Here is an 11261-nt window from a genome sequence, read left to right on the forward strand (position 1 = left end):
TCGATTGACGGAGCCCCCGCATGGAAGCCAAACCGCTCTACACCCTCGGCATCAACGCGGCGTATCACGATTCTTCCGCCACGCTGGTGCGTGACGGTGTGGTGATTGCCGCCGCTGAAGACGAACGTTTCACGCACGTCAAGCACGCCAAGCGGCCGGTGCCGTTTTCCACCTGGCAGTTGCCGTATCACGCCATCGATTACTGCTTGGCCGAAGCCGGCATCGACCTGGCGCGCGTGGACCAGGTCGCCTACTCGCTCGACCCGGCCCTGCTGACCGACCTGCAGGCGCAGACGCATATCGCGCTGCCGCGGCAGCCGTCGGCGCAATTGGACCTGCCGCCCGGCGCCGCGCCGTGGGACCCGCTGTTTCTCTCTTACGTGCTGAACGCGCCGCGCCAGCTGGCCGACGGCGCGCCGCATCATCTGCAGGCGCGCTTCGCCAACGTGAAGCACACCGGGCCGTTCCGCTGGTCGTTTGTCGAGCATCACCTTGCGCACGAGGCCAGTGCGTTCCTGGCGGCACCGTTCGACGACTGCGCCGTACTCACGATGGACGGACGCGGCGAGCGCGCGACCACGTCCTACGGCCTGTTCAGCGACGGCGAATACACGCGCCTGCAGCAGGTGGACCTGCCGCATTCGCTCGGCCTGTTTTACGAAGAGGTGACGGACTACCTCGGCTTTCTGCGTTCGTCGGACGAATACAAGGTGATGGCGCTGGCGTCGTACGGGGAGCCCCGCTATGTCGACGCATTCCACGAGATGGTGCGGGTCGAGACCGACGGCCGCTACACCGTGGCCCCTTTGCGGCTGGAAGAACGTTTCGGCCCGCCGCGACAGCGTGGCGGCCCGATGGAACCGCGCCACTTTGACATTGCGCGTTCGCTCCAGCAGGTACTGGAAGAGACGGTGCTGACGATGAGCCAGTGGCTGCATCAGGCCACCGGCGCAAGCAATCTGGCCATGGCCGGCGGCGTGGCGCTCAACTGCGTAATGAACGCGCGCATCCGCGACCGCGGCCCGTTCGAAAACGTCTGGGTGCAGCCGGCAGCCGGCGATGCCGGCACGTCGCTCGGTGCCGCGCTGTGGACGGATTACCAAACGCGCGGCAACAAACAGCGCCTGTGGAAAATGGACCACGCCTATCTCGGCCCGTCGTATGCCGATGAAGAGATCGAGCAGTTCCTCGCGTGGTCAAAGCTGCCGTTCGAGCGCCTGGACAACATCGCCGAGCAGACCGCCGAGCTGCTGGCGCAGGGCCAGGTGATCGGCTGGTTCCAGGGGCGCATGGAGTTCGGCCCGCGCGCGCTGGGTGCGCGGTCCATCCTCGCCTCGCCCATCCCCGCCGACATGCAGGCGCGGCTGAACGAGATCAAGGACCGCGAGGACTTCCGCCCCGTCGCTCCGGTGGTGATGGAAGAACGCGCCGCCGACTGGTTTGTCGGTGCGCAAACCGCACCGTTCATGCTGTTCATCTTCGATGTGCGGGAAGACCGCGCCACGCAGATCCCGGCCGTGCGCCACGTTGATGGCACCGCGCGCGTGCAGACCGTCAACCGGCGCCAGCATCCGCTGTACTACGACCTGCTGGCGGCGTTCGAGCGGCGCACCGGCGTGCCGATCCTGGTGAACACGTCGTTCAATACGCGCGGCGAGCCCATGGTCTGCAGCCCCCGCGATGCGGTGGAATCGTTCTGGACCTCGCCGCTCGACGCGCTGGTGATCGGGCCGTTCCTGCTGCGCAAGACGGCCCTGCGCCCGGAGCAATCGCAGACCCAGGAAGACGGCGCCGTACGCAATGTCGACGGGCTGCGGCGCGTCCCAGGCCTGGCGGGGGTCGCATGAACCAGCCGATGCCGTTTGACGTGTCGTCGGTGACCCCCGTGCAAGGGGAGCCAGCCATGTCCGTCGTGATTGCGACATGGCGACGGCCGCAGATGCTGCAACGCTGCCTGGACGGCCTGCGCGCGCAGACGTTCGACGCGCGCCGCGTGGAACTGGTCGTCGCCGACGACGGCCCGGACGACGCCACCCGCGCGGTCGTGGACGGCTTTGCCGCAGCGTCCCCCGGCTGGCGCGTGCAGTACGTGCCTGTGCGCGAAACGCAGGGCCCCGCCGCCGCACGCAACCGCGGCTGGCGCGCCGCCACCGGTCACATCGTCGCCTTCACCGACGACGACACCATTCCGGCGCCCACGTGGCTCGCGGAAGGCTGGCGCATCATGACCACTGCCGAGGGCGCCAGTGGCCCTGAGAGCGACCAGCCGCCCGACGCCGCCACCGGCGCAGTCCGCATGCCGTTGCCCGAGCGTCCGACGGACTACGAGCGCGATGCCAGCGGCCTCACCCGGGCCGAATTCGTCACCGCCAACTGCTTTGTACGGCGCGCGATGCTGGAGCGTGTCGGCGGCTTTGACGAGCGCTTCCGGCTCGCGTGGCGGGAAGATTCCGACCTGCAGTTCCGCATTCTCGATGCAGGGGGGCGCATCGTGCAGGCGCCGCGCGCCTTGATGCACCACCCCGTGCGGCCGGCGCCGTGGGGCGTGAGCGTGTCGCAGCAGCGCAAAGTGTTTTACGACGCGCTGCTTTACAAGAAGCACTCCCGGCTCTACCGCACGCGCATCCGGCCGGTGCCGCCGTGGCATTACTACGGCGTGGGGGCTGCCGTGGTGGTTGCAGTGGCCGCGCTGGCCGCGCACCTGCCCTGGGTGGCCGCTGCGGCCGCTGTGGTGTGGCTGGCACTCACGCTGCGCTTCACCGCCATGCGGCTGCGGGGCACCGCACACACCGCGCGGCATGTGCTGGAAATGTTTTGGACGTCCATCGCCATCCCGCCGCTCGCGCTGTACTGGCGCTTGCGCGGTGCGTGGCATTTCCGGGTCTGGTTCCTATGACGCCCGCTGCTGAACTTTTGCGCGGCGCGCGCCGCATTGCCGTCTTTCGCGCCTTGCAACTCGGCGACATGCTGTGCGCCGTGCCCGCCCTCCACGCCTTGCGGGCCGCCGCGCCCCAGGCGCACATCACGCTCGTGGGCCTGCCGTGGGCGCGCCAGTTCCAAGAGCGCTATGCCGATCTGCTCGACGACTTTGTCGCGTTCCCGGGCGGCGACGGCTTTCCGGAAGCCGGGCCTGGCGATGCAGAGGCGACACACGCGTTCTATGCCGGCATGCGGGCACGCTGCCTGGATGTCGCCATCCAGCTGCACGGCAGCGGACCGCAATCGACGGAAGTGGTCCGGCAGTTTGGTGCGCACCATGTGTTCGGATTCCAACCCAATGGCGTGATCCCGCGGCAGCCGGATCCGGGGTTGCTCCCGTGGCCGACGCAGTTGCCTGAGGCGCAGCGCCTGCTGGCGTTGCTTAATCACCTGGGGGCGCCGGCCGTGCCGGCCACGCCCGACTTTCCGCTCATGCGCGACGACTATGCCGAAGCGCTTGCCCTGCTGCGCCACCACGCGCTGGACCGCGACCGCCTGGTCTGCCTGCACCCCGGCGCGCGCATGCCCACGCGGCGCTGGTGGCCGGAGCGCTTTGCTGCGGTGGCCGACACGCTCATCGTCAGCGGTTTTCATGTGGTGATCACGGGTGCGCCTTCGGAGGCGGCGCTCGTTGAAGAGGTCCGCAGCCACATGCGCCAGCGTGCGGCCTCGGTGGTCGGGCAAACCTCGCTTGGCGGGCTTGCTGCGCTGCTGCGGCTGGCGCGCCTGCTGATCTGCAACGACACCGGCGTGTCGCACGTGGCGGCGGCGGTGCGGGCGCCGAGCCTGGTCATTGCCTGCGGCAGCGACGTGGAGCGCTGGGCGCCGGCAGACCGCACGCTGCACCGCGTGCTGGCCGCGCATCCGCCATGCCGGCCCTGCATGCACTGGACGTGCCCCACCGGGCACGAATGCGCGCGCGATGTGACGGTGCACGAACTGCTCGACGCCGCGTATGCCGCGCTGTTCGACCCCGATCTGCACCTGCGCGCATCGCATGCACCGCAAGCCGCCGACGCTCCCACCGCATCGCACACGATCGAGAATTCGACCTCATGACCCACCCCACGCGACAACGCCTGCGCATCCTGACGTGGCACGTGCACGGCAACTACCTGTACTACCTGTCGCAGGTGCCGCACGACTTCTATCTCGTGACGCGGCCGCCCGATGCCTCAGGCCGCGTGCCGCCGGGTTATGCGGGCAAGGTCGGCGTGTTGCCCTGGGGTGACAACGTGCACGAAGTACCGTTCGATGCCGTTGCCGGGCAGCACTTCGATGCGGTGCTGTATCAGTCCCGCGCGCAGTGGGAAGACGATCGCCTGTCGGTGCTCAGTGCCGCGCAGCGGGCGCTGCCGACGATCTATCTCGAACACGATCCGCCGCAGGAACACCCCACCAATACACGGCACTGGGTGCAAGACCCGAACGTGCTGCTGGTGCATGTAACGCCGTTCAATGCGTTGATGTGGGACAGCGGCATCACCCCGGCACGCGTGATCGAGCACGGTGTGCACTTACCCGTGCCGGCCAGCTACACCGGCGAGCTGGAGCGCGGCATCGTGGTCGTGAACCACCTGCACAAGCGGGGGCGCCGGCTGGGTGCGGACGTGTTCCAGTCGCTGCGCCAACACGTGCCGCTTGACCTGGTCGGTATGGGCGCGGAAGCGGCGGGCGGGATCGGCGAAGTGGGCAACCTCGACCTGCCCACCTTCTGCGCGCGCTACCGCTTCTTCTTCAACCCCATCCGCTACACCAGCCTGGGCCTGGCGGTGGTGGAAGCCATGACCGTCGGCATGCCGATTGTCGGCCTGGCCACCACGGAGATGAGCACGGTCATTCGCAACGGCCACAACGGCTACGTCGATACCAGCCCCGAAGCGCTGGCCGGTGTCATGCAGACGCTGCTGCGCGATCCGGCCCTGGCCCGCAGCTGGGGCGACGCAGCACGCGAGACGGCCCGCACGCGTTTCGGCATCGACCGCTTCGTCGCCGATTGGCTGGACGCGTTTGCCACCGTCATGGAAAACAAGAAGGAGGCGGCATGAGACACCACGGAGACGCACACCACCCCGGCCACCCCGAGCCGCACCACCACTGGCGCGACCAGCGCCGCGTGCTGGTCACCGGCGGCGCGGGCTTTCTCGGCTCGCACCTGTGCGACCGCCTGCTGCGCGACGGGCACGATGTGCTGTGCGTCGACAACTTCTACACCGGCACCAAGCGCAACATCGCCCACCTGCTGGGGCATCCGCGCTTCGAAGTGCTGCGCCATGACGTGACCTTCCCGCTGTATGTGGAGGTGGACGACATCTACAACCTCGCCTGCCCGGCCTCGCCCATCCACTACCAGCACGACCCCGTGCAGACCACCAAGACGAGCGTGCACGGCGCGATCAACATGCTGGGGCTGGCCAAGCGCGTGGGCGCGCGCATTCTGCAAGCGTCAACCAGCGAGGTGTATGGCGACCCCCATGAACATCCGCAAACCGAGCGCTACTGGGGCAACGTCAACCCCATCGGCGTGCGCTCGTGCTACGACGAGGGCAAGCGTTGCGCCGAGACCCTCTTCATGGACTACCGCCGCCAGCATGGCCTCGACGTCAAGGTGGCGCGCATCTTCAACACCTACGGCCCGCGCATGCACCCGAACGACGGGCGCGTCGTCTCCAACTTCATCATGCAAGCCTTGGCCGGCGACCCGATCACGCTTTACGGCGATGGCCGCCAGACACGCGCCTTCTGCTACGTGGACGATCTGATCGACGCGCTGGTGCGCTTGATGAACACGCCGGCGGATTTTTCGGGACCGGTCAACGTGGGCAACCCGGTAGAAATGAGCATGCTCGACATCGCGCGGCAGATTGTGGCTTGCACGCGCTCGACGTCGGAACTCGTCTTCCACCCGCTGCCGCAAGACGACCCGACGCAGCGCTGCCCCGACATCACCCTCGCCCGCGAGGCGCTTGGCTGGGAGCCCCGCACGGCGCTTGAAGTCGGGCTGGCGCGTACGGTGGAGTATTTCCGGCAGCAGTTCTTCCTGGCGCCGATGCCCGCGCTGGCCTGACCTCGGCCTTCGCGGGCGCTCTTCTGAAATCGGGTTAGCCGATCGACAGTGTGGGGATGGCGCGGCGGCGCTGGCGGTCAGCATCCATCTGCCGCCACAGCGCCACGGTCGTCGGCTGCACGGTATGCCGATGCAGCAAGGTGCGCGGCAGCCGCACCAGCGCGGCGGGCAACGCCTCCGCCAGCACGCCCTGTTCGGCCATCGCGCGGATGGCGCGGCCCGTCACTCGCCAGGCGAGATCCAGCGGCAACCGCAGCCAGGCGCTCAGCAACTCGTTGCGCGCCAGCAGTGCACGCCGCTGTGTCACATCACGCACCGGCGATGGGTTGTGGTGCGTGACCACCTCCCTGCAGTAGACGATGCGCCAGCCCGCGTCGACCAAGTCGAGCGCGAGCACGCTTTCTTCACCGCCGATAAAAAGGTCGCGCCGGTAGCCGCCGGCCTCGGTAAAGGCGCGTGTGCGGACCACGCAGGCGCCGGCCATGAAGCCCAGCAGTGCGGGACCCGGCAAGCCGTCGGAAGGCAGCGTGCTGGTGGCCATGGGCTCGCACGCCGTGTCGTCGCGCCGCGTGGGCCCGACCACGACATGCGCCGCTACCACGCCCACCGACGGATACCGCTGCAGCACATCCACCGCGCGTGCCACCGAACCGGGCAACCACGCGGTGTCGTCATCGCAGAAAGCCACGTAAGGCGTATCGATGCTCGCTACGCCAAAGTTGCGACCCGCCGCACCGTAGTTGCGCGGCACCCGGACGAGTGTGATGTCGGGAAAGCGCGCGGCGATCTGATCGGCGGTGCCGTCGGTCGAGCCGTTGTCCACCACCACGATGGGCCACGGTTCATCGAGCGCGGCGAGGTTGCCAAGCGTTTCAAGCACGGTGGCTGCACGGTTGTACGTCAGCACGACGACGGAACACGGTGCCTGCGCACTGCGGGCGTCATCCAGCGGTTGCATGATCGGGTTCTCCTTGCTTGGGTTCCAGTAGCCAGAAACGTTCGGGCTGGTGCAGGTCTTCCACGCCGCCGGGGCCGAACGCGCGCAGCTGACTGGCGTAACAGGCCACGGCGCGACGCTTCTGACGGCCATCGACGGCTGTGAGGGGCGATACCGGCGTGGCCACGATGTCCTGCGCGGCCAGCGCAACGATGCGGTCCTGCACGGCACCGCGCCCACGCCGGTACAGCGCGTCCTCATAGCCGATCCAGAGCCGCTGCGGCAGCTTGCGCAGCAGCATCAGCGCCGCTTCGTGCACAAGTACGTGGTCGCTGTGGAACAGCCCCAGCGGTACGAACACCGCATCTGCCGTGCGTCTTTCCACCAGCCGGTATAAGGCACGCTCCAGTTCGGCCACGGTGGGCGTTTGCCCGTACTGGCTGTCGCAAAAACCGAGGTGATGCACCGTGGCGCTGACCTGCGCGTGGGCCTGCGCATCTTCCAGCCGGCGAGCGGCCACCGCCTGGTTGGAATCGGCAAAGCCCGCTTCTTGGTCCCAGGTCGTTGAGACCGGAGTTTCGGGCGCGCCACCAAACACCGTGACCGTGCGGCTGCCGTGATGCGCCGCCAGCAACGCACCGCACGAGAAGATCGCGTCGTCAAAGTGCGGCGAGATCACCAGCACCGGGCCGAGGCTCGCGACGCGATCGTGCAGCGCCCGGCTCATGCGCGCGAGGCGCGGGGCGTGCGAGCGCCGTCAGTCGCGTGCGGGTCAAGCTTGACCCTCAACCGGCCTGGCTCGCGCGTATCGAAGGCGAGGCAGGCATCGAGCGCTCCCGCCATCGGCGCGCCCACCGCCAGATTGCGCAGATCGTCGCCGAGCGCCTCCACTACCCTCCCCACGCCTTCGTGGCCGAGGATGCGGCCCACGGTGCCGCATACGAAGTGCAGATCCGTCCCGCAGATGGCGCTGGCCCTCAGGCGCACGGTGGCGTCGGTGGGCTCGCGCAGTGTCGGCTCGGGCACGTCTCTCAGACGAATGTCGCCGATGCCGTGGAATACAACCGCTTTCATGATTGACCCCTGGTTGGTGAACTGGACACCGCGCCGGAAGCGCGGTTTCGCCCGAGACACGCAACCGCGGTGCCTGCGCCGCAGCCGGTTGTTTTTTCAGGAACCTCGCGCGGCCAGCACGAAGAACAGCAGCGTGCTGGCGCACATGCACAGCGTCGCCACCCAGGCGGTGCCATGCAGCAGCGGCGAGCTGCGAAACGGCCCCATCACCGCCTTGCGGCGCGACATCAACTGCAGCATCACCATGACCGGCGTGGCGGCCACGCCGTTGAGCACGGCGGCCCAATACAGCAACTTGAAGGGCTCGATGGGCAGGAACACCATCACCATGGCTGCGGCCATCACCAGTGTCAGGAAGAGGTAGAACTTGGGCGCGTGGTGCACCTTGGCTTCCAGGCTGCTATGCCACTTGAAGGCCTCGGCAGCGGCATAGGCGGCAGACCCGGCCAGCACCGGCACCGCCAACAATCCTGTGCCGATCACGCCCACGGCAAACAGCATCTGTGCAAAGCGGCCGGCCACCGGCTTGAGCGCCTCGGCGGCCTGCGCACAGGTTTCGATGTGGGTGATGCCGTGCGTGTGCAGCGCATAGGCGGCTGTCAGCATGATGCAGAAGGCGATCAGCGCCGACACCGCCATCCCGACGGTCGTGTCGATGCGGATGCGTGCGAGCTGGTCCTTCGCCTGCCACGGCGCATGCTTGAGCGGCGCTTCGTCTTCAGCCAGCCGCGTTTCTTCGACCTCGCCGGCGGCTTGCCAGACAAACAGATACGGGCTGATGGTGGTACCAAACACGGCTACCAACGTCATCGCATAGTCCTTGGACCACTGCATCCGCGGCACCACCGTGTCGTGCAGCGCATGCGCCCAGTCGACCTGCACGACAAACGCCGTGGCAACGTACGCGAGCAGCGACAACGCAATCCATTGCAGATAGCGCGCATAGCGCCGATACGGCATCCAGACTTGCAGCACGAGCGTCACCACCGCAAACAGGCAGGCGTACCACGCCGTGGCGCCGCCCACGAGCAGCCGCACGCTGTCGCCCATGGCCGCAATGTCCGCACCCACGTTGATGACGTTGGCCACCGTGACGAGCGCCACGAACGCATACGCCAGCCACGGCGAATGATGCCGCCGAATGTTGGCGACCACGCCCTGCCCGGACACCCGCCCCAGCCGAGCACTGACGAGCTGGATGGCGATCATCAGGGGCAGCGTGAGCAACAGCGTCCAGAGCATGGCCGTGCCGACCTGTGCCCCGGCCTGTGCATACGTGGCGATGCCGCTCGGGTCGTCATCCGCCGCACCGGTGATGAAGCCGGGCCCCAGCCGGCGGTACCACGGGGTGTCGTTTGCAGCGGGCACGCTGGGCTTAGCTGCAGTTGTCGGTGGGCGGTGCGTCTGGCATCTGCTCGCCGGGGTCGAGCAGCCTGTCTCGCGTGATGCCCGGCGGCACCTCGCCCTGACGCATGCGGCGCAGCGTATCGTGCCGGCTCTGCGGTTTGGGTGCGGTGCTGCCGGTGCGGCCCACTTCCGCATTGGCAGGCCGGTCGCCCGGTTTGCGGTGCGAATCGGCCTGTTCCCAATCGGCCTGACGTTGTTCTGCGTCTCGGTTTTCCTTGTGTTGCTTGTCTCGCATGGTCGGCTCCGGTGTGCGTGTGCGGGTGTGCAAAATCAGCGGCGCTTGCGGATCAGGCTGACCTGTCCGTTGCGCTCCAGGATGGCGGCCTCCACATCGTCGAGCGTGCGTGAGCCCAAGGTCTGGCGCGCGCTTTCTTGCACATCGCCCACAGTGATGAGCGCCGCATCCATCTGGCCCTGGTCGAAGCGCCCTTCGCGATAGACCTCGCGTTCGCGGCCCGCGATGAGCCGATCGAGCTTGGGCAGCCGCACGCACGCCCAACCCAGCAGACGGTGCACCGCTACCAGTGCGAGCGACGCCGACACCGTGGCCACAAACGGCGACGCCCCGACGATCGCGCGGCTCAGCGTTGCCCCAAGCAACACGGCGACAACGAAATCGAATGGCGCGCGCTGCCCGAACGAGCGCCGACCGGATAAGCGCACCAGCGCCAGGCCGATGGCGAACACCACCACCGCGCGCATCGCGGTTTGCAGCGGGTTGAGATCCTTGCCTTCGCCAAACAGGAACAGCAGCGTGTCCATGGCGCCTCCCGTTGTCGATGTGGAGTCTGTTCCACCAGGAGAGCAAGCGGCGTGCCGCAGTGCATGCGGCCAAGACTCCACCTGACGCTACGTCCGAGCGCAATGGCATACCGCGTGCTGAAAGCCAGGGTATCCACTCTTTTTTATAGGGAGCCCGCCATGCCCGACCAACCCCAACAGCAACCGCCACAGCATCAGCACCGCCAGCCCGGCACGGAGAGCGAGATGACGCCGCGCCCGCAAGCCGAGATGGAAAATTACGTCGGCGGCAGCAAGCTCACAGACAAGGTGGCCATCGTCACCGGCGGCGACAGCGGCATCGGCCGTGCCGTCGCCATCGGCTTCGCCAAGGAAGGCGCCGACGTGCTGATCGCCTACCTGGACGAACACGACGACGCCAACCAGACCTGCCGCCTCGTACGCGCGACCGGCCGCCGCTGCGAAGCCATTGCCGGCGACCTGGGCGACGAAGCACACGCCCGCGCGGTCGTCACGCAGGCGGTCGCCACCTTTGGAAAGATCGACATCGTGGTGAGCAATGCGGCGGAACAGCACCCGCGGCAAAGCCTGGCCGACATCGATGCGGCGCAACTGGAACGTACGTTCCGCACCAACGTCTTTGCGATGTTCTATTTGATCCGTGCCGCGCTGCCGCACCTGCATGCAGGCGCACGCATTATCACGACCACGTCGGTCACGGCGTTTCGCGGCAGCGGGCACCTGGTGGACTACGCCGCCACCAAGGGCGCTATCGTGGCGTTCACGCGCTCGCTCGCGCAGCAACTGGCGGAGAAAGGCATCCTGGTGAACGCCGTGGCGCCCGGGCCGATCTGGACGCCGCTGATTCCGTCCACCTTCGACGCCGAGCACGTCGCCAAATTCGGCAGCAAGGAGCCTCTGGGCCGGGCTGGCCAGCCGGATGAAGTGGCACCGTGCTACATCTTTCTCGCGTCGGCCGATGCGAGCTACATGACGGGGCAGACGCTGCATCCGAACGGGGGCGAAATCGTCAACGGGTGAGGGAACACATCCCGC

The 11261-nt window shown here is 67.6% G+C and carries 11 protein-coding genes and 1 pseudogene; 6 read left to right on the forward strand and 6 right to left on the reverse strand.

The window, feature by feature from the left end; genetic code table 11:
* The first annotated feature begins 20 nt into the window (after positions 1-20).
* Genes CFE42_RS07785 through CFE42_RS07805 form a run of 5 tightly spaced genes read left to right on the forward strand, consistent with a single transcriptional unit; the run spans position 21 to position 6046 of the window.
* Entirely contained in the window at positions 21-1847 is a 1827-nt protein-coding gene (locus CFE42_RS07785) for a carbamoyltransferase C-terminal domain-containing protein (protein WP_004632611.1), read from the forward strand.
* Positions 1844-2896 (forward strand): glycosyltransferase, encoded by a 1053-nt coding sequence (locus tag CFE42_RS07790; protein WP_004632609.1) that lies wholly within the window; start codon positions 1844-1846, stop codon positions 2894-2896. The genes CFE42_RS07785 and CFE42_RS07790 overlap by 4 nt, the downstream gene beginning before the upstream one ends.
* Entirely contained in the window at positions 2893-4038 is a 1146-nt protein-coding gene (locus CFE42_RS07795) for a glycosyltransferase family 9 protein (RefSeq protein WP_004632606.1), read from the forward strand. Before CFE42_RS07790 ends, CFE42_RS07795 begins: the two co-directional genes overlap by 4 nt.
* Positions 4035-5027, forward strand: a complete 993-nt coding sequence (locus CFE42_RS07800) for a glycosyltransferase family 4 protein (protein ID WP_004632604.1) — start codon at positions 4035-4037, stop codon at positions 5025-5027. Before CFE42_RS07795 ends, CFE42_RS07800 begins: the two co-directional genes overlap by 4 nt.
* A complete protein-coding gene (locus tag CFE42_RS07805) occupies positions 5024-6046 on the forward strand; it encodes a UDP-glucuronic acid decarboxylase family protein (RefSeq protein WP_004632602.1) in 1023 nt (340 codons plus the stop codon). Before CFE42_RS07800 ends, CFE42_RS07805 begins: the two co-directional genes overlap by 4 nt.
* A 34-nt stretch (positions 6047-6080) precedes the next feature.
* Here CFE42_RS07805 and CFE42_RS07810 read toward each other — a convergent pair whose 3' ends face one another.
* The 6 genes and pseudogenes from CFE42_RS07810 to CFE42_RS07835 all read right to left on the reverse strand — a co-directional run bounded on the left by CFE42_RS07810 (position 6081) and on the right by CFE42_RS07835 (position 10226).
* The gene (locus tag CFE42_RS07810) at positions 6081-7004 is read right to left on the reverse strand and encodes a glycosyltransferase (RefSeq protein WP_004632601.1); all 924 of its coding nucleotides are present in this window, start codon (positions 7002-7004) and stop codon (positions 6081-6083) included.
* A complete protein-coding gene (locus tag CFE42_RS07815; RefSeq protein ID WP_004632598.1) occupies positions 6988-7710 on the reverse strand; it encodes a PIG-L family deacetylase in 723 nt (240 codons plus the stop codon). The genes CFE42_RS07810 and CFE42_RS07815 overlap by 17 nt, the downstream gene beginning before the upstream one ends.
* A 122-nt stretch (positions 7711-7832) precedes the next feature.
* A pseudogene (locus CFE42_RS07820) lies at positions 7833-8057 on the reverse strand (alcohol dehydrogenase catalytic domain-containing protein); the annotation flags it as partial.
* Positions 8058-8153: 96 nt separating this feature from the next.
* On the reverse strand, positions 8154-9425 hold the full coding sequence (locus CFE42_RS07825; protein WP_004632595.1) for an Nramp family divalent metal transporter: 1272 nt from the start codon (positions 9423-9425) through the stop codon (positions 8154-8156).
* A gap of 7 nt (positions 9426-9432) precedes the next feature.
* A complete protein-coding gene (locus CFE42_RS07830; protein WP_004632593.1) occupies positions 9433-9699 on the reverse strand; it encodes a hypothetical protein in 267 nt (88 codons plus the stop codon).
* A 35-nt stretch (positions 9700-9734) separates the two neighbouring features.
* Positions 9735-10226, reverse strand: coding sequence for a YetF domain-containing protein (locus tag CFE42_RS07835; RefSeq protein WP_004632591.1), 492 nt, complete (start codon positions 10224-10226; stop codon positions 9735-9737).
* Positions 10227-10385: 159 nt separating this feature from the next.
* Between CFE42_RS07835 and CFE42_RS07840 the strand changes: the two genes are divergently transcribed.
* The gene (locus CFE42_RS07840; protein WP_004632589.1) at positions 10386-11246 is read left to right on the forward strand and encodes an SDR family oxidoreductase; all 861 of its coding nucleotides are present in this window, start codon (positions 10386-10388) and stop codon (positions 11244-11246) included.
* The last annotated feature ends 15 nt before the right edge of the window (positions 11247-11261 follow it).

Source organism: Ralstonia sp. PBBBR1 (genome assembly GCF_002256165.1).
GTDB lineage: Bacteria > Pseudomonadota > Gammaproteobacteria > Burkholderiales > Burkholderiaceae > Ralstonia > Ralstonia thomasii.

Bases quoted from the DNA above. Each gene is read 5' to 3' on its own strand.
- CFE42_RS07830 (WP_004632593.1), bottom strand. From the start codon at position 9,699: ATGCGAGACAAGCAACACAAGGAAAACCGAGACGCAGAACAACGTCAG.
- CFE42_RS07790 (WP_004632609.1), top strand. From the start codon at position 1,844: ATGAACCAGCCGATGCCGTTTGACGTGTCGTCGGTGACCCCCGTGCAA.
- CFE42_RS07815 (WP_004632598.1), bottom strand. From the start codon at position 7,710: ATGAGCCGGGCGCTGCACGATCGCGTCGCGAGCCTCGGCCCGGTGCTG.
- CFE42_RS07840 (WP_004632589.1), top strand. From the start codon at position 10,386: ATGCCCGACCAACCCCAACAGCAACCGCCACAGCATCAGCACCGCCAG.
- CFE42_RS07795 (WP_004632606.1), top strand. From the start codon at position 2,893: ATGACGCCCGCTGCTGAACTTTTGCGCGGCGCGCGCCGCATTGCCGTC.
- CFE42_RS07785 (WP_004632611.1), top strand. From the start codon at position 21: ATGGAAGCCAAACCGCTCTACACCCTCGGCATCAACGCGGCGTATCAC.
- CFE42_RS07835 (WP_004632591.1), bottom strand. From the start codon at position 10,226: ATGGACACGCTGCTGTTCCTGTTTGGCGAAGGCAAGGATCTCAACCCG.
- CFE42_RS07800 (WP_004632604.1), top strand. From the start codon at position 4,035: ATGACCCACCCCACGCGACAACGCCTGCGCATCCTGACGTGGCACGTG.
- CFE42_RS07805 (WP_004632602.1), top strand. From the start codon at position 5,024: ATGAGACACCACGGAGACGCACACCACCCCGGCCACCCCGAGCCGCAC.
- CFE42_RS07810 (WP_004632601.1), bottom strand. From the start codon at position 7,004: ATGCAACCGCTGGATGACGCCCGCAGTGCGCAGGCACCGTGTTCCGTC.